Origin of the sequence: Streptomyces sp. NPDC046881 (assembly GCF_040645015.1) — a bacterium.
Lineage (GTDB): Bacteria > Actinomycetota > Actinomycetes > Streptomycetales > Streptomycetaceae > Streptomyces.
This window is the reverse complement of sequence record NZ_JBEYXJ010000017.1, coordinates 67,774-87,676: the sequence shown is the minus strand read 5'-3', so window position 1 is coordinate 87,676 and position 19,903 is coordinate 67,774. Positions and strand designations below refer to the sequence as shown.

General features: G+C 76.5%; 1 protein-coding gene. It reads right to left on the bottom strand.

The genetic code is table 11. The annotated features are described in order from the left end of the window. Nucleotides 1-18: 18 nt before the first annotated feature. A complete protein-coding gene (locus tag ABZ923_RS11565; RefSeq protein WP_361469903.1) occupies nucleotides 19-19,893 on the bottom strand; it encodes a non-ribosomal peptide synthase/polyketide synthase in 19,875 nt (6,624 codons plus the stop codon). Nucleotides 19,894-19,903: the final 10 nt, after the last annotated feature.

Genomic DNA, 19,903 nt, shown 5'->3' with positions numbered 1-19,903 from the left:
GTCCGGGCCGTCCGGTCGTCACCGGCCGCCCCGGGCGTGCCGGGCGAGGTGGCGCAGGGCTTCGGCGAACTCCTCGGCCACCCGGCGCACGGTCGCGGTGTCGTGGACGCCGGGCCGGTGGTGCCAGGTGAAGGCGAGCCGGCCGTGCTGCACGGCGCCGACCACCTCCACCGGGTGCGAGCCTGGGTCGCGGGGGTCGTGGTCCTGCCCGAAGGAGCCGTGTTCGGCGCGGACCAGGCCGCCGTCGGCGCTGTCGGGGCGGGCGTCCCACTGGCCGAGGTAGTTGAACACCACCTGGCTGTGCGCGGCGCCGCCGAGGCGTTCGCGGACCTCGGGCGGGCCGAAGGTGCGCAGCGCGCCGAAGCCGATGCCGTTGCCGGGTACGGCGCGCAGCTGGCGGCGCACCGACTTCACCAGGGAACGCCAGTCGCGGTCCGGGCCGAGGTCGCCGGGGTCGGGCACCTGGACGGCGACCGGGTACACGGTGGTGAACCAGCCGACGGTGCGGGAGAGGTCGACGCCGTCGAGCAGGTCCTCGCGGCCGTGGCCCTCCAGGTCCAGGCGGACCCGGTCGCGTCCGGTCCAGCGGGCCAGTGCCAGGGCGAGGGCGGCGAGCAGCACGTCGTTGACCCGGGTGCGGTAGGCGGTGGGCGCGGACCGCAGCAGGGCGGTGGTGTCGTCCTCGCCGAGTTCCACGCTCACCGTGGCGGCCGGTCCCGCGCCGGGTGCCGGGGCCGGTACGTCCTCGGTGTCCACCGCCTGTTCCCAGTACGGCAGTTCGTGGTCGAGGCCGCCCCCGGCGACGTGCGCGGCGAGGCCGCGGGCCCAGTCCCGGAAGCTGGTGCCGCGCTCGCCCAGGGTGACCGGGTCGCCCTGGAGGGCCTGCCGGTAGGCGGTCTCCAGGTCGTCGCGCAGGATGCGCCAGGAGACCGCGTCCACCACCAGGTGGTGGGCGACGAGGAGGAGGAACGCGGGCCGGCCGGGGTCACCGGTGAACAGGGCCGCGCGCAGTTGCGGTCCGCGGGCCAGGTCGAAACCGGCGTGCAGTTCGTCGGCGGCCTTCGCCCTGGCCGCGTCGGCCTCATCGGCGGACAGCCCGGTCAGGTCGTACCGGACGAGGAGGTCGTGGCCGGCGGCGGGCGGCGGGTTGAACTGCCGCCAGCCGTCGGCCTCCCGGGTGAACCGCATGCGCAGCGCGTCGTGGTGCTCCAGCAGCGCGTCGAGGGCGGCGCGCAGGGCCTGCGGGTCGGGGGTGCCGTCGAGTTCCAGCAGCGCCGACTGGTTGAAGTGGTGGTGGGCGGCGCGCGGTGTGGTGAGGAACCACGACTGGATCGGGGTGAGCGGCACCTCGCCGGTCACCGGGCCGTCGTCGGACCGGCGGGGCGCGGTGCGGACCACGCCGGCGAGTTCGGCGACGGTCTGGTGCGTGAACAGGTCGCGGGTGGCCACGTGCAGGCCGTCGCGGCGCAGCCGCGAGACGACCTGCATGGTCAGGATGGAGTCGCCGCCGAGCGCGAAGAAGTTGTCGTCGGCGCCGACCTCCTCGATGCCCAGCACATCGGCCCAGATGCGGGCGATCCGGCGTTCGGTGTCGGTGCGCGGCGCGGTCCGCGGGCCGTCGGCGGACCGCACCGGCCCGGGTGCGGGCAGGGCCCGCCGGTCGGTCTTGCCGTTCGGGGTGAGCGGCAGCCGGTCGAGCGGGACGAAGACGGACGGCACCATGTGCGGGGGCAGCGACCCGGCCAGGTGCAGGCGCAGTTCGCCGACGGGCAGCCCGGCGGCGGACGGCTCGGCCGGGACGACGTAGGCGACGAGCCGGGCCGGTGCGCCCGGCCCCTCCTCCGCGCGGACGACGACGACCGCGTCCCGCACCAGGGGGCTGCGCCGCAACGCGCTCTCGATCTCGCCGGGTTCGATGCGGAAGCCGCGCAGCTTGACCTGGTCGTCGGCGCGTCCGGCGAAGCGGAGCCGGCCGTCGGCGGTCCAGCGGACCAGGTCCCCGGTGCGGTACATCCGCTCCCCCGGCGCGCCGAACGGGTCGGCGACGAACCGCTGGGCGGTGAGCCCCGGCCGGCCCAGGTAGCCGCGCGCGAGTCCGGGACCGGCGAGGTACAGCTCGCCGGTCACGCCGGGCGGTACGGGACGCAGGGCGGCGTCGAGCACGCGGACGCGGGTGGTGCCGGCGGGGCGGCCGATGGACGGGGCGCCGGTGCCGGGGGTCAGCGGGCCGGTCCAGGTGGCGACCACGGTGGCCTCGGTGGGCCCGTAGGAGTTGATCATCCGGCGGCCGGGGGCCCAGGTGTCGACCAGGTCGGCCGGGCAGGCCTCGGCGCCCACGATGAGCGTGCGCAGGGCGGGCAGGGCGGCGGCGGTCTGCGCCGGTACGGTGGCCAGCGCGGCCGGCGGGATCAGGGCGTGGCTGACGCGCCGCTCGGCGAGCACCTCCGCCAGCCGCTCCCCGACCAGCGGGCCCTCCTCGCCGGTGACCAGCGCGGCCCCGCTCAGCAGGGAGACGCACAGCTCCAGCACGGAGGCGTCGAAGCTGGGCGAGGCGAACTGCAGCACCCGGTCGCCGGGGCCGGCCGCGTACTGCTCGGCGGCTGCCGCGGCGAAGGAGGCGAGGCCCTGGTGGGTGACCGCCACGCCCTTGGGGGTGCCGGTGGAGCCGGAGGTGTAGATGACGTAGGCGGGGTGGGCGGGGCCGAGCGGGGTGGGGCGGTCGGTGTCGGTGGGTGCCGTCTGCGGCCCGTCGGCGGCCCAGACCTCGGCGGGGTCGCCGAGGACGAGGTGGGCTCCCGCGTCCCGGATCATGAACTCCCGTCGCTGCGGCGGGTAGTCGGGGTCGACGGGCAGGAAGGCGCCGCCGGCCTTGGCGACCGCGAGCTGGGCCACGACGGCCGCCGCCGAGCGGGGCAGCGCCAGCGCCACCACCCGCTCCGGCCCGACACCGTCCCGCAGGAGCCGGTGGGCGAGCCGGTTGGCGGCCCGGTCCACCTCCGCGTAGGTCAGTTCCCGGTCGCCGTCGACCAGTGCCGGCGCGTCCGGGGTGCGGGCGGCCTGCCGTTCGAACAGGGCGGGCAGGGTGGACTCGGGTACGGGGCGGAAGGTGCCCCGGCCCTGGTCCAGCAGCGTCTTCAGCTCGTCGGCGGAGGTCAGCGGGAGGGCGCCGAGCGGGCGGCCGGGGTCCTCGGCGACGGCGTGCAGCAGGGTGCCGAGCTGGGCGGCCATCCGTTCGGCGGTGGCCGGGTCGAACAGGTCGGTGTTGTAGGTGAGCAGGCCGTGCAGCGCTCCGGAGCCGGTCTCGGCGAACTCCAGGGTGAGGTCGAACGCGGCCTGCTCCGACTCCGGTTCGACGTCGGTGACGTCCAGCCCGGGCAGGTCGAGTCCGGCGGCCGGGGTGTTCTGCAGGACGACCATGACCTGGAAGAGGGGGCTGCGGCTGGTGTCGCGGACCGGCTGCACCTCGTCCACGACCCGTTCGAACGGCACGTCCTGGTGGGCGAAGGCGTCGAGGACGGTCTGCCGTACGTCGGTGAGGAACCCGGTGAAGGGCTGCCCGGCACCGGCCCGGGAGCGCAGCACCAGGGTGTTGACGAAGAACCCGACGAGGCCTTGCGTCTCGGGCCGGTCGCGGCCGGAGGTGACGGTGCCGACGGTGATGTCCTCGGCGCCGGAGAGCCGGGCGAGGTAGGCCTGCGCGGCGGCGACGAGCGTGGTGAACAGGGTGGTCCCGTGCTCCCGGGCGAGCCGGGTCAGCCCCTGTACGGTCCGGGCGGGCACCGTCAGCCGGGTGGTCGCGCCGGCGCTGGTGCGCACCGGCGGCCGGGGCCGGTCGGTGGGCAGGTCCAGCGGTGCGGTGTCGGCCAGGTGCCGTTTCCAGTAGGCGAGGTGCTCCTCCGCACCGGTGTCCCCGGCGCTGCGCTGCCAGTGCGCGTAGTCGGCGTACCGGACCGGCAGCGGCGGCAACGCGCCGTCCGCGACGCCCAGTTCGGCTCGGTAGAAGTGGGCGAGGTCGCCGAGCAGGACGGAGGTGGACCAGCCGTCGGTGACGATGTGGTGCAGGGTGAGGGTGAGCACGTGCTCGTCCTCGGCCAGCCGGACGAGACCGGTGCGCAGCAGCGGCCCCTCGCGCAGGTCGAAGGGGCGGGAGCGTTCCTCGGCGAGCAGGCTCCGCAGCGCCTGCTCCCGGTCGTCTGCCGCCGGTCGGGACAGGTCGCGCACGGGCAGCGGGACCTCCTGCGGCGGGTGGACGAGCTGGACGCCGTGCCCGTCGACGCTGTCGAAGGTGGTGCGCAGCGACTCGTGCCGGGCCACGAGGGCGCCGAGGGCGGCGCGCAGGGCGCGGATGTCCAGGGTGCCGCGCAGCCGGAGGGCGAGCGCGGTGACGTACTCGGCGCCGCCGGGTGCGAACTCCTCCAGGAACCAAAGGCGTTGCTGGGCGTACGACATCGGCGCGGCCCCCTCCCCGGCGACCGGGGCGATGGCGGCCCGGCCGGTGCCCTGCCGTGCGCCGAGCAGCCGGGCGAGTCCGGCCGGCGTGGGGTGGGTGAACACCGCCCGCGGGGTGAGGTCGGTGTCGAAGGCCTCGGCGAGCCGGGAGGCGAGCCGGATGCTGAGGATCGAGTCGCCGCCGAGCTGGAAGAAGTCGTCCTCCACGCCGGGCGGTTCGCTGCCCAGCACCTCGCCGAAGACGGCGGCCGTGCGGCGCTCGGCCTCGGTGCGGGGCTCGACCCGGGTGCGTCCCGGCAGGGCCTCCGGTGCGGGCAGGGCGGCCCGGTCGACCTTGCCGTTGGGGCTGAGCGGGAGGGCGTCGAGCGGGACGACGGCGGTGGGGACGAGGTAGTCGGGCAGGGTGCGGGCGGCGAAGGCCCGCAGGTCCTCGCCGTCCTGTCCGGCCGCTCCGACGACGTAGGCCACGAGCCGTTTGGCGCCCGGCCGGTCCTCGCGGGCCAGCACGGCCACGTCGACGACGTCCGGGTGGGCGGCGAGGGCTGCCTCGACCTCGCCGGGCTCGACCCGGAAGCCGCGGATCTTCACCTGGTCGTCGGCGCGGCCCAGGAACTCGACGGTGCCGTCCGGCCGCCGCCGGGCCAGGTCGCCGGTGCGGTACATGCGGGCGCCGGGCGGGCCGTAGGGGTCGGCGAGGAAGCGGGCCGCGGTGTCGCCGGGGCGGCCCAGGTAGCCGCGGGCGACGCCCTCGCCGGCCACGTACAGCTCGCCCGCGCAGCCCGGCGGCACGGGCCGCAGCCGGGCGTCGAGGACGTGCACCCGCATGTCGTCCAGGGGGCGGCCGATGGGCACGGTGTCGGGCACGGCGGCCGGGTCGGTGAGGGCGCAGGAGGTGGCGAAGGTGGTGGTCTCGGTGGGTCCGTAGCCGTCCACGACGGTCAGGCCGGGGCAGGCGGCCAGCACCCGGCGCACGGCCTGGGCGGGCACGACGTCGCCGCCGGTCCACACCTGCTCCAGGCCCCGGAAGCAGTCCGGGGCATCCTGCGCGAGCAGCCGGAACAGGCCCGCGGTCAGCCACAGCGCGGTCAGGCCGCCGTCGGCGGCGAGCCGGCGCAGCAGGGCCGCGTCCACGGTCCCGCCCGGGGCGACGACCACGCAGCCGCCGGTGAGGAGCGGGGCCCACACCTCGAAGGTGGCGGCGTCGAAGGCCACCGGCGAGTGCAGCAGCACCCGGGCGCAGACGCCGTCGGCGAACCGGCTGTCGGTGGCGAGCGCGGCCACGTCCCGGTGCCGTACCGCGACCGCCTTGGGCAGGCCGGTGGAGCCGGAGGTGAACATCACGTAGGCCAGCCGGTCGGGGTCGGCGGCCGGGGTCCGCCCCTCGCCGGTGCCGGTGCGGGCGGCGGTCACGTCGGCGGCGGTGAGCCGGACGGTGACGCCGGCCTGGGCGAGGAGGGTGCGGCGGCGCTCCTCGGGGGCCCGGGTGTCGACGGGGACGTAGGCGCCGCCGGCCATGAGCACCGCGAGCTGGGCGACGACGAGTTCGGCGGAGCGGTCCATCAGCAGCGCCACCCGGTCCTCGGCCGCGAGCCCGTCCGCCGCCAGCCGTACGGCCAGTCGGCCGGCCCAGTCGTGCAGTTGGCCGTAGGTCAGCTCGCGGTCGCCGTCCCGGACCGCGAGGGCGTCCGGGGTGCGGCGGGCCCGCTCCGCGAACAGGTCCACGGGAGTGCGCGGGGCGGCCGGGCGGGCGGTGGTGTTCCAGTCGGCCAGCAGGTCGCGGTCGGCCGGGGTGAGCAGGTCCAGGGCGGCCAGGTCGGTGTCGAACCCGTCGGCCAGGGCGGTGAGCAGGGCGGCCAGCCGGTCCGCGGCGCGTTCGGCGGTGCCGGCGTCGAACAGGTCGGGGTCGTAGGCCAGGTCGAAGCCGAGCCGTTCGGACAGGTGGGCGCGCAGGCACCACGGGAAGGTGGTGGCGTCGTCGGCGCGCACCTCCTCGACCCGGACGCCCGTGCGGGCCGTGGCCGACTCGTCCACGGGGTAGTTCTCGAACACCACCATGCTGTCGAACAGCGGCTCGCCGGGCGGGACCTCGCCGACGGCCTGGATGCGGGGCAGGGCCAGGAAGTCGAAGCGGCGGGCGTCGCTCTGCCGGTCCTGGAGGCCGCGCAGCCACGGCAGCACCGGTCCGGCGGGTATCCGGACCCGGGCCGGCACGGTGTTGATGAACATGCCGATCATGCCGTCGACGCCGGGCAGTTCGGCCGGGCGGCCGGAGACGGTGGTGCCGAACACCACGTCGTCCCGGCCGCTGTAGCGGGCCAGCAGCAGCGCCCAGGCACCCTCGACCACGGTGTTGACGGTGAGCCCGGCGCGGGCGGCGGCCTCCCGGAGCCGACCGGAGACCCGCGCGTCCAGCTCGTGGTGGACGGCGGCGGCGGAGCGGGCGCGGTGGGCCTCGGCGGGTGTGCGGTCGTACGGCAGCGGGGTGCGGGCGGTGAACCCGGCCAGCGCCTCGGCCCAGTGCCGTTCGGCCGCCGGCTCGTCCTGCTCGCGCAGCCAGTGCAGGAAGTCCGCGAAGGGCCGGCGTACCGGGGGCGCCGGGTCGGGGCCGCCGGTCAGGGCGGCGTACCGCTCGCACACCTCGGTGAGCAGCTGCCCGGTGCTCCAGCCGTCGAGGACGATGTGGTGGGTGGACCACAGCAGCAGCACCTCGTCGCCGGGCAGGGCGGCCAGGGTGAGCCGGGTCAGCGGCGCGGTGCCGAGGTCCAGGCCGGCCGCGCGGTCCTCGGCGAGCAGCCGCTCGGTGGCCTCCGCGCGCCGTGCCGGCGTCAGGGCGCGCCAGTCGAGGTGGGTGACGGGCAGCTCGGCGCGGTGGTGGACCACCTGCACCGGGTGGGGCAGGCCCTGCCAGTGGACGCTGGTGCGCAGCGCCGGGGTGCGGTCGGCGACCTGCTGCCAGGCGGCGGCGAAGGCGCGCGGGTCGGCGACGCCGGACAGCCGTACCGCCGTACGGTCGAAGTAGGCGTACTCGGTGTCCACCAGGCCGTGGAAGAGCATGCCGGACTGCAGCGGGGTGAGCGGCAGGACGTCCTCGACGTGCCGGCCGGTGCCGACGAGCCGGTCCAGCTGCTCCTGGCCGAGGCCGGCGAGGGGGAAGTCGGACGGGGTGCGGCCGCCCGTGCCGGGCCGGGCGCAGTGCGCCGTGATGTCCCGCAGTGCCGCGAGCATCTCCTCGGCGAGCCGGCGGACCGTGCTCTCGTCGTAGACCGCCGCCGGGTAGGTCCAGCCGAGTTCGAGCCGGCCCTGCTGGACCACTCCGGTGATGTCCAGCAGGTACGGGCGGGGTTCGTCCGGGTCGGTGTCCCGGCCGGCAGGGGGCAGGGCGCCGCGGAACAGGCCGTCGGCGCCGCCGGTGTCCCACTGGCCGTGGTAGTTGAAGCCGACCCGGGGAGCCGGGGTGCCGGTGAGCGGGCTGTCGGGCCGCAGGTGGCGCAGGGCGCCGTGGCTCAGGCCGTGCAGCGGCACCGCGCGCAGCTGTTCCTTGACCGAGCGGAGGGTGTCGTGCCAGCCGGCGTCCGGGGCGACGCGCAGGGCGAGCGGGAACTCGGCGGTGAACCAGCCGACGGTCCGCGACAGGTCCACGTCCTCGAACAGGTCCTCGCGGCCGTGCCCCTCCACGCCGACCAGGACCGTGTCGCGCCCGCACCAGCGGGCCAGGGTGCGGCCGAGGGCGCTGAGCAGGACGTCGTTGACCTGGGTGCGGTAGGCCTCCGGGACCTGCCGCAGCAGGGCCTCGGTGGTCTGCTCGTCCAGCGTGACCGTGAGCGTGGCGGCGGTGCCGTGGGTGTTCGGGCCGGGGCGTCCGGCAGGCAGCTCGGCCGGGGCCGCGCCGGTGCGCGTCCAGTACGGCAGGTCGGTGTCCAGGGCGCCGGAGCGGGTGTGCCGGTCCAGGCGGGCGGCCCAGTGGCCGTACGGGGTGCCGGGGGCGGGCAGCTCGACGGGGCGGCCGGCCGCGGCGGCCCGGTGGGCGGCCTCCAGGTCCGCCAGCAGGATGCGCCAGGACACCCCGTCGATCACCAGGTGGTGGGCGGTCACGACCAGTTGTCCCGGCCGCTGCGGGCCCCGGTCGAAGAGCAGGACGCGGACGACCCGGCCCGCGACGGGATCGAGGCCGGCCTGCGCCTCGTCCGTGAGCCGCTGGACGGCGGCCTCCAGCGCCGTGTCGTCCAGCCCGGCCACGTCGTGGCGGGCGAAGACGCCGTCCGGTGCCTCGGGCAGCGCCTCCTGGCGCCAGCCGTCGGGGGTGTGGTGGAAACGGGTGCGCAGGGCCGGGTGCCGGTGTACGACGGCGCCGACGGCCTGTCCGAGCGCCGGGTGGTCGGTGCCGGGGGCGAGTTCGAGGCGTTGGGTCATGGTGAACCGGAGCGGCCGGGCGGGGTCGCGGCCGTCCAGGTACCAGTGCTGGATCGGGGTGAGCGGCGCCTCGCCCGTCTCCTGTTCGGCGACCGGGCGCGGGGCGGACTCCTTCGCCCGCAGGGCGAGTTCGGCGACCGTCTGGTGGCGGAAGACGTCCTTGGTGGTGAGGGCGAGGCCGGCCTGCCGGGCGCGGGAGACGATCTGGATGCTGAGGATGGAGTCGCCGCCGAGCGCGAAGAAGTTGTCGCGCGCGCCGACCCGTTCGACGCCGAGCACCTCGGCCCAGATCGCGGCCAGGCGTTCCTCCGTGCCGGGCCGGGGGGCGACGTACGGGGTGCTGCTGTCGGGCTGTGCGGGCGGCGCGGGCAGGGCGCGCCGGTCGGTCTTGCCGCTGGTGGTGCGCGGGATGCGGGCCAGCGGGACGAAGGCGGTGGGCACCATGTGGTCGGGCAGGGTGCGGCGCAGCGCGAGGCGCAGCTCGTCGGCGGACGGGAGGCGCTCGCCGGCCGGCACCACGTAGCCGACGAGCATCAGCCGGCCGGCGTGTTCGCGTGCGGTGACCGCGGCGTCGGCGACGTCCGGGTGGCCGAGGAGGGCGGCCTCCACCTCGCCGGGCTCGATGCGGAACCCGCGGATCTTGACCTGTTCGTCCACCCGGCCCAGGAACTCCAGCAGCCCGTCCCGGTCCCAGCGGGCGCGGTCCCCGGTGCGGTACATCCGCTCCCCCGGCGCGCCGAACGGGTCGGCGAGGAAGCGGGCGGCGGTGAGGCCGGGCCGGTGCAGATAGCCGCGGGCCACCTGGGCCCCGGCCAGGTACAGCTCGCCGGGCACCCCGGGCGGCACCGGGCGCAGGGCGCCGTCGAGCACGTAGGCGCGCAGGTTGCCCCCGGGGCGGCCGATGACCGGGCGGTCGGGCCGGTCGGTGGAGCGGCCGTAGACGGCGTCGACGGTGCACTCGGTGGGCCCGTACATGTTGTACACCGCGACGTTCAGGTCCCGGTCGGCCCGCACGAGTTCACGCCAGTCGGCGGGGGTGACGGCCTCGCCGCCGACGAGCAGCAGGCGCGGGTGGTGGCGGCCGGGGGCGAGCAGGCCGGCGGCGGTGAGTTCGCGGAGGAAGGACGGGGTGACGTTGACGAGGTCGAGCCGGTCTGCGGCGACCTGGGCGCAGAACGCCTCCGGGTCCAGGCGTACGTCCTCGTCGATCAGGTGGACCTCGTGGCCGAGGGCGAGGAGCAGCGGTCCTTCCCAGGAGGTGTCGAAGGAGAAGGAAGCGCTGAGCGCGGCCCGCAGCCGCCGCCCGTCGGTGGTGTGCGGGGCGAGCAGGTGCGCGCGGTGGTCGTGGCACAGGTTGACCAGCTGCCGGTGTTCGACGGCGACGCCCTTGGGGCGGCCGGTGGAGCCGGAGGTGTAGACGATGTAGGCGGTGTGCCGCGGCAGCAGGGGCCGGACGCGGTCGGCGTCCGTCGGATCGTGTGCGGGCAGCTCGTCCCAGGGCACCGCTGCGAGGTCGGTGAGCAGGGTGTGCGGGCGGGCGTCGGCGAGCAGGAGGTCCTGCCGCTCCTGCGGGAGTTCCGGGTCCAGGCAGAGCAGGGTGGCGCCCGACTTGAGGACCGCGAGGAGTGCCGTCATCAGGTCGGAGGTGCGCGGGAGCCGTACGGCGACGACGTCCTCGGGGCCGGCGCCCCGGGCGATGAGGTGGTGGGCGAGCCGGTTGGCGCGCTGGTTCAGCGCGGCGAAGTCCACGGTGGTGTCGCGGGCCGCGAGGGCGGTGTGGTGCGGGGTGCGGGCGGCCTGGGCCTCGAACAGGGCGGGGAAGGTGGTGTCCGGCTCGGGCAGCCGGGCGCCCTGTCCCTGGCGGAGCATCTGCTGCCGTTCGGCGTCGGTCATCAGCGGCAGGCGGCCCACGGCCTGGCCGGGATCCGCGGCGGCGGCCTCCAGCAGGATCCGCAGCCGGGCGGCGAGGCGCTCGGCGGTGCCGGCGTCGAACAGCCCGGTGTTGTACTCCAGGTAGCCGGTGAGGCCGCCGTCGGTCTCGGTGAAGTCGAAGGCGAGGTCGAAGGTGGCGGTGCGGACCGGCGGGGTCACCGGCTCCACCGCCAGGCCGGGCAGCCGGGGCGCCTGAGCGCCGAGGTTGTGCAGGGCGACCATGACCTGGAACAGCGGTGTGCGGCTGGTGTCCCGCTCGGGCTGGAGCGCGTCCACGACCCGTTCGAAGGGCACCTCCTGGTGGGCGAACGCCTCCAGGACGGTGGTGCGCACCTCGGCCAGCAGCTCCCGGAACGGCAGGTCGGGGCGGACCCGGGCGCGCAGTACCAGCGTGTTGACGAACATGCCGACCACGTCGTGCAGTTCGGGCCGTTCGCGGCCCGCGGTGACGGTGCCGACGGTGACGTCGTCCTGGCCCGCCCAGCGGGCGAGCAGGACCTGGCAGGCCGTGACCAGGGTCATGTAGAGGGTGGCGTCGGCCTCCCGGCCCCGTTCGCGCAGCCGTTCGGTCAGGGCGGCGGGCAGGGTGAAGGTCACCAGGGCGCCCTCGCGGGTGCGGACGGCGGGCCGGGGCCGGTCGGTGGGCAGCTCCAGCGGGGTCACGCCGTCCAGGGCCCGGCGCCAGTGGGCGAGTTCGGCCTCGGCCCGCTCGGCGCGGGTGCGCTGCCAGGCGGCGTAGTCGGTGTAGCGGACGGGCAGCCCGGGCAGGTCGGGGCGGCGGCCTTCCAGGGCCGCCGCGTACAGCTCGCCCAGGTCCCGGGCCAGCACGCCGGTGGACCAGCCGTCGGTGACGATGTGGTGCGCGGCCAGCACGAGGACGTGTTCGCCGTCGCCGAGCCGGGCCAGGCGGGCCCGGAACAGCGGCCCGGTGGCCAGGTCGAAGGGGGTGGCGGCCTCGCGGTCCAGCAGGGCGTCGAGGGCGGCGGTGTCCGGGAGATCGTCCACCGGGAGGTCCACGGGCCGCGCCGGGCGGACGAACTGCCGTGCCTGGCCGTCGTGTTCGCCGAACGTGGTGCGCAGGGCCCCGTGCCGGGCGACCAGGCCGTCCAGGGCGGTGCGCAGGGCGGCGGTGTCGAGTGGGCCGCGCAGCCGGAGCACGGACAGGGTGGTGTACTCGGTGCTGCCCGGCTCGAACCGGTCGAGGAACCACAGGCGCTGCTGGGCGTACGACAGCGGCGCCGGGCCGTCCGCGGCGGCGGCCGGTATGACGTCGGCGGTGTTCCCGGTGCGGGGCTCGCCCAGTGCGGCCGCGAGGGCGGACACGGTCGGGTGGGTGAACAGCAGCCGGGGCGAGACGTCCGTGCCGAAGGCGGCGCGCAGCCGTGAGGTGACGCGGACGGCGAGGATGGAGTCGCCGCCGAGGGCGAAGAAGTCGTCGTCGGCGCCGACCTCGTCGGTGTCCAGGACGTCGGTCCACGCGGCGGCGACCAGCCGTTCGGCCGGGGTGCGCGGCGGGGTCCGCGTGCCGTCGGCGGCGAAGCCGTCGGGGCCGGGCGCGGGCAGTGCACGCCGGTCGAGCTTGCCGTTGACGGTGAGCGGCAGCGCGGCCATCGGCACGTAGGCGGCCGGCACCATGTGCGCGGGCAGCAACGCCTCCAGGTGGGCGCGGAGTTCGGCAGCGGGCGGGGGCGGTACGGCGCGGTCGCCGGTGCCGGTGCCGACGACGTGGGCGACGAGCCGGCGGGTCCCGGCGGTGTCCTCGTACACGCCGACGGTGGCGGCGCCCACGCCGGGGTGGCGGTGCAGGGCGGCCTCGATCTCGCCGGGTTCGATGCGGTAGCCGCGGATCTTGACCTGCTGGTCGGCGCGGCCCAGGTACTCCAGGGTGCCGTCGGCCCGCCAGCGGGCCCGGTCCCCGGTGCGGTACATGCGGGTGCCGGGCCGGCCGAACGGGTCGGCGGGGAACCGGGTCGCGGTGAGCCCCGGCCGGTTCAGATAGCCGCGGGCCAGGCCCTCGCCGGCGACGAACAGCTCACCGACGGCCCCCGGCGGCACCGGCTGGAGGGTGTCGTCGAGGACGTAGAGCCGCAGGTCGGGGATGCCGGTGCCGATGGGGCTCGCGGTGCCGGCGCGGGCCGTCCGGCGGTCCAGCGCGGCGTGGGTGACGTGCACGGTGGTCTCGGTGATGCCGTACATGTTCACCAGGCGGGGCGCGGTGTCCGGGTGGCGGGCGTACCAGTCGGCGAGCCGGGCCACGTCCAGCGCCTCACCGCCGAAGATCACCGTGCGCAGCGCCAACCGCCCACTGACGTCCGGGAGTTCGGCGTCGGCACGGATGAGGGGGTAGAAGGCGGAGGGGGTCTGGTTGAGGACGGTGACCTGTTCGTCGGCGAGCAGGCGCAGGAAGTCCTCCGGGGAGCGGGCGGTGTCCTCGGGGACGATCACCAGCCGGCCGCCGTGCAGCAGCGGGCCCCACAGCTCCCACACCGAGAAGTCGAAGGCGTAGGAGTGGAACAGCGTCCACACGTCGTCGGGGCCGAAGCCGAACCAGTGCCGGGTGCGGGTGAACAGCCGGACCACGTTGGCGTGCGGGACGACGACGCCCTTGGGCCGGCCGGTGGAGCCGGAGGTGTAGATGGCGTAGGCGGGGCTCTCCGGCAGCGCGCGGCGGGCCGGGCCGGTGACCGGGCGCCGGGCCAGGTCGGCGCGGACATCGGGGTCGTCCAGCGGGAGGACCGGTACGGCCGTGTCGGGCGCGGCCCGCCGGGTGGTCACGAGGGTCACCGGCCGGGCGTCGGCGAGCAGGTCCCGGACGCGTTCCGCGGGCAGGGCGGGGTCGACGGGCAGGTAGGCGGCGCCGGTCCGGAGGACGGCGAGGACCGCCACGACGAGGTCGGTGGAGCGGGGCAGCGCGAGGGCCACGAACGTCTCGGGTCCGGCGCCGAGTTCGGTGAGCCGGTGCGCGAGCCGGGCCGCCCGGGCGTCCAGGGTGGCGTAGTCGAGCCGGTCGTCACCGCAGGTGACGGCCTCGGCGTGGGGGGTGCGGGCGGCCTGGGCGGCGAACAGGGCGTCCAGGGTGTCGGCCGGCCTGCCCTCCTCGGTGCCGTTCCAGTCGGCCAGCATCCGCCGCCGTTCCTCGGCGGTCGTCCACGCCAGGGCGCGCACGGGCCGGTCGGGGTCGTCGGCCAGCTCGGTGAGCAGCAGGCACAGCCGGTCGGCGAGGGACCGTACCGTCGCCGCGTCGAACAGCTCGGGGTCGTAGCCGAGGTCGAAGCCGAACCGCTCGCCCTGGTAGGCCCGCAGCACGAGGGGGTAGTTGGTGGCGTCGCGGGCGGAGACGTCGGTGAGGCGGATCCCGGTGCCGGCCGAACGGGCCTGGTCGAAGGGGTAGTTCTCGAACGCGACCATGCTGTCGAACAGGGGGCTGCCGGCGGGCACGTCGCTGAACGAGGTCAGCTCGGCGAGGGACACCGCGGCGAACCGCCGCGCCTCGGCCTGCTCCTCCTGCAGCTCCCGCAGCCAGGCGGCGGCGGTGCGGCGGTCGTCCACGCGGACCCGGGTGGGCAGGGTGTTGATGAACATGCCGACCATCGACTCGACGCCGGGCAGGTCGTCGGGGCGGCCGGAGACGGTGGTCCCGAACAGCACGTCCCGCTCGGCGCCGTAGCGGGACAGCAGCAGCGCCCAGGCGCCCTGCACCACCGTGCCGAGGGTGAGTCCGGCCGCCCGGGCGGTGCGGGCCAGCCGTGCGGACACCTCGTCGGACAGGCCGGCGGTGTGCACGCGGCCGGAGCGGGTCTCGTGGCCCGCGCGCCGGGCGCGGTCGACGGGCAGCGGGGTCGGGGTGGCGAACCCGGCGAGGACGCTCCGCCAGTGCGCGCGGGCGGCCCCGGTGTCCTGGCCGGCCAGCCAGCGCACGTAGTCGGCGAACGGCCGGCGTACCGGGGACGGGGTTCCGACGCCGGTGGTGAGGGCCGCGTACTCCTCGAAGACGTCGGTGAGCACCTGGGCCAGGCTCCAGCCGTCCAGGATCAGGTGGTGGGAGGTCCACAGCAGGTGCAGCCGGTCGCCGGGCAGCCGGACCAGGGTCAGCCGCATCAGGGGTGCGGTGCCGAGGTCCAGGCCGCGCGCGAGGTCGTCGGCGCGCAGCCGGCCCAGCCGCTCCTCCCGCTCCCCCGCGTCGAGGTCCCGCCAGTCCAGCTGCTCCGTCGGGACGGTGACGTGCCGGTGCACGATCTGGAGCGGTGCCGGCACGTCCTCCCACACGACCGAGGTGCGCAGGGCGGGGGTGCGGTCGGTCACCCGCTGCCAGGCCGCCGCGAGGGCGTCGGGGTCGGTCACCCCGTCCAGCAGCAGTGCGGCCTGGTCGACGTACACGTCGTCCGGTCCGCCGACCAGCCGGTGGAAGAGCATGCCCTCCTGGAGCGGGGTGAGCGGCAGCAGGTCCTCCACGTCCCGGCCGTCGCCCGCCAGGCGGTCGACACCGGCCTGGTCGAGGCCGGCCAGCGGGAAGTCGGAGGGGGTACGGCCGCCCGCGCCGGGCCGGGCGCAGTGCTCGGCGATGGCGGCGAGCGCGCGCACCATGCCCTCGGCCAGCTCCCGGACGGTCCCGGAGCGGTGCACCTGGTCGCTGTAGTGCCAGGTGATCTCCAGCTCGCCGTCGGCGACGAGGGCGGACACGTCCAGCAGGTGGTCCAGCGGCGCGCCGGGGTCCATGTCCCGGCCGGGTACGTCCGCGACGGGTGCGAAGTCCCCTCCGCCGGGGGCCTCCCACTGGCCGTGGTAGGTGAAGCACACCTGGGGCAGCGGGAGTCCGGCGAGGGCGCGGGCGGCGGCCCGGGGTGAGCCGAGGTGGCCGAGCGCCTGGTAGCCCAGGCCGCGGCGGGGCACGGCCCGCAGCCGCTCCTTGACGGCCTTGAGCGTGGCCCCCCAGTCGGCCGGTCCGGCCGGCATGAGGGTGACCGGGTACTGGGTGGTGAACCAGCCGACCGTGCGGGACAGTTCGGCGCCCTCGACCAGGTCCTCCTCGCGGCCGTGGCCCTCCAGGGCGACGGTCACCCGGTCCGTGCCGGTCCAGTCGGCCAGCACCCGGGCCAGCGCGCTCAGCAGCACGTCGTTGACCTGGGTGCGGTAGGCCGCGGGTACGCGGCGCAGCAGCGCCTCGGTGGTGGCGCGGTCCACCCGGGTGCGGACGGTGCGCACGGAGCCGGCGAGCGGGGTGCCGGGCAGGTCGACGGGGAACGGGGTGCGCGGTGATTGGGCCTCCGCCGTCCAGTGCGGCAGGTCGTCGTCCAGGTCGCCGGCCCGGACCCGGTCGGCGAGGTCGCGCGCCCAGTCGGCGAACGGGGTGTGCTCGGGCTCCAGCCGGGGTTCCTCGCCCGCCGCCGCCTGCCGGTAGGCCTGTTCCAGGTCGGCGAGCAGCACCCGCCAGGAGACGCTGTCGACGGCCAGGTGGTGTGCGGTCAGGAAGAGTTGGGGGCGCTGTCCGCCGGTGAGGAGGGCGGCGCGGAACAGGGCGCCGGAGGCCGGGTCCAGGGCCGCGCGGGCGGCGTCGGCGGCCTCCTCGGGCGGGGTGCCGGGGGCGTGGCGGGTGAGGAGTCCGGTGGCCGGGCCGGTGCCGGGGTGCTGCCGCCAGGTGTCCCCGGTGCGGGTGAAGCGGGTGCGCAGGGCCGGGTGCCGGGCCGCCAGGGCGTCCACCGCCTGTTCCAGCGCCCGCTCGTCCAGGTCGTACGGCAGGTCGAGGAGCATCGACATGCTGTAGTGCCGCAGCGGGCCGTGTGTGGCGAGGAACCACTCCTGGACGGGGGTGAGCGGGGCGGGTCCGTCCGCGTGCGGGCGCCGGGGGGCGGGCGGGGTCCCGGTGCGGCGGGCCGCGGCGGCGGCCAGGTCGGCGACCGTCTGGTGCCGGAAGACGTCCTGGGAGCCGATGACGAGGCCCGCGGCGCGGGCCCGGGAGACGGCCTGGATGCTCAGGATGGAGTCGCCGCCCAGCTCGAAGAAGTTGTCCGTGACGCCGACCCGGGCCACGCCGAGCACCTCGGCCCAGATGCCGGCCAGGGTCTCCTCGTCGGGGGTGCGCGGGGCGACGAACTCCTTGTCCTCGGCGGTGATGTCGGGTGCCGGCAGGGCGCGGCGGTCCAGTTTGCCGCTGGTGGTCAGCGGCAGCGCGTCGAGCGGGGTGAAGGAGGACGGCACCAGCGCGTCGGGCAGCACCCGGCGCAGGGCCGCCCGCAGGTCGGCGGGGGCGGGCCGGGGCGCGCCGGGCGCGGGCACGACGTAGGCGGCGAGGCGGGCGTGGCCGTGCGCGTCGGGTACGGCGACGACCGCCGCGGCGGCGATGCCGGGCAGCGCGAGCAGGGCGGCCTCGATCTCGCCGGGCTCGATGCGGTGGCCGCGGACCTTGATCTGGTCGTCGGCGCGGCCGAGGTAGTCGAGGCGGCCGTCGGCGCTCCAGCGGGCCAGGTCGCCGGTGCGGTACATGCGGGTGCCGGGCGGCCCGTAGGGGTCGGCGAGGAAGCGGGCGGCGGTCAGGCCGGGGCGGCCGGTGTAGCCCCGGGCCAGCTGGGCGCCCGCGAGGTACAGCTCGCCGCCGACGCCGGGCGGCACCGGCTGGAGCCGGTCGTCGAGCACGTACGCCCGCAGTCCCGGCAGGGGGCGGCCCACCAGCGGGCGGTCGCCGCCGTCGATCCGGCAGGACAGCGCGTCGACCGTGCACTCGGTGGGGCCGTAGAAGTTGTGGGCGGTCACGTCCGGGTGGGCGGCCAGTTCCCGCCACAGCGCGGACCCGATCGCCTCGCCGCCGAGCATGAGGACCCGGGGGTGGTGCCGGGGGTCGGTGAGCAGTCCGGCGGGCAGCAGCTGCCGCAGGTAGGAGGGGGTGACGTCGAGGAAGTCGACGCGGTGCCGGACGACGTACTCGACCAGGGCGGCCGGGTCCATCCGGGTGGTCTCGTCCACCAGGTGCAGCGGGTGGCCGTCGGCCATCAGCAGCACGCCTTCGAGGGAGGTGTCGAAGGAGAAGGAGGCGGTGAGCGCGACCCGCAGCGGGCCGCCGCCCGCCTCGGCGACGAAGCCGGCCCGGTGGGCGGCCAGCAGGTGCGCCGCCGCACGGTGGGAGACGGCGACCCCCTTGGGGCGGCCGGTGGAGCCGGAGGTGTGGATGACGTACGCGGTGTGCTCGGGGTGCAGCGGGGCACGCCGGTCGGCGTCGGTGGGGTCGGTGTCCGGTGCGTCCGCGGGTACGGCGCGCAGGGCTGCCTCGTCCAGGACCAGGGCCGGGCGGGCGTCGTCCAGCAGGTACCGGACGCGTTCCTCGGGCAGGGCCGGGTCGAGCGGCAGATATCCGGCGCCGGACTTCCAGACGGCGAGGATCGCGGTGATCATGTCGGCGGTGCGCGGGAGCCGCAGCGCGACCAGCCGTTCGGGGCCGGCGCCGAGCGCGATCAGGTGGTGCGCGAGCCGGTTGGCGCGGGCGTTGAGCGTGGCGTAGTCCAGCTGTTCGCCGCCCGCGACGAGGGCGAGGGCGTCCGGGGTGCGGGCCGCGCGGCGCTCGAAGAGGGCCGGGTGGAGGGTGTCGTCCACGAGGAGGCGCGGGCCGGCGCTCCAGTCGTGGACGATGCGCCGTGTCTCGTCCTCGGACAGCAGGGGCAGGCTGCCGAGCGGGCGGTCCGGGGTGTCGGCGGCGCCCTGGAGCAGGCGCAGCAGCTGTCCGGCCAGCCGCTCGGCCGTGGCCGCGTCGAACAGGTCGGTGCGGTACTCCAGCAGACCGGTCAGCGCGGTGCCGTCCGGCACGAACTCGACGCTCAGGTCGAAGGTGGCCGCCTGCCGGGGCACGGTGACGGGGCTGGTGGCGAGGGAGCGCGGGGCGGTCGCGGCGGGCGGGTCGGGGTGCAGCAGGACCATCACGTCGAACAGCGGGTTGCGGCCCGCCTCGCGGGGCGCGCCGACCGCCTCCACGACCCGCTCGAACGGCGTGTCGCCGTGGGCGAAGGCGTCGCCCACCGTCCCGGCCGCCTTGGCCAGCAGGTCGCGGAAGGATCCGGCGGCGTCCACCGGGGTGCGCAGCGCGACGGTGTTCACGAAGAACCCGACGGTCCGTTCGAGGTCGGTGCGGGACCGGCCCGGTGTCAGCGAGCCGACGGTGACGTCGTCCTGGCCGGACCAGCGGGCCAGCAGCGCCTGGGTGGCGGCGACCAGGGCGGTGTGCAGGGTGCTGTGCTGTTCTCTGGCGAGGTCGCGCAGCCGGGCGGTGAGGCGGGCGGGGACGGTGAAGGTGTGGACGGCGCCCTCCCCCGCCTCCTCGCCGCGCCGGGGCCGGTCCAGGGGCAGCTCGGGGGCGACGGAGCCCGACAACTGCGCGCGCCAGTAGTCGAGTTGCTGCTCCAGTCGGGGACCCGAGAGCTGGGCGCGCTGCCACACCGCGAAGTCCGGGTACTGCGTGGCCGGTGCGGGCAGGTCCGGCCGGGTGCCGTGGGCGAGGGCGTCGTAGACGGTGCACAGCTCGTCCAGGACCACGCCCATCGACCAGCCGTCGGTGACGATGTGATGGGCCGTCAGCAGCAGGACGTGCGAGGTGTCCGACTCCCGCAGCAGCAGGGCCCGCAGCAGGGGGCCGTGCTCCAGGTCGAAGGGGCGGGAGTACTCGGCCAGCAGGTCCGCGTCCAGGTCACCGGCGTCCCGGACCGGCACGGGCACCGGTCCCGCGGGGTGTACGCGCTGCACCGGGCGGCCGTCGGTCTCCTCGAAGGTGGTGCGCAGGGCCTCGTGCCGGGCCACGACGGCGGTGAGGGCCCCGGCCAGCGCCTCGCGGTCCAGGGTGCCGGCGAGACGGACCGCGACCGCGCTGTTGTAGCGGGGGTCGCCGGGGCGCAGCCGGTCCAGGAACCACAGCCGCTGCTGTGCGAAGGACAGCGGCAGCGGGCGGTCCCGGTCGGCGCGTGGGATGCCCTGCCGGGCGGCCGGTGCGGCGCCGCCGGCCCGTCCGGCCAGCCGCCGCCGCAGCGCCTCCCGCAGGTCCTCGGGCAGCGCCTCGGCACGGTCCCGCAGGGAGGGCCGGGAGGGCCGCCCGGAGCCGGAGGGGTGGGAAGGGGTCGAAGACGTCATGGTCGTCGGA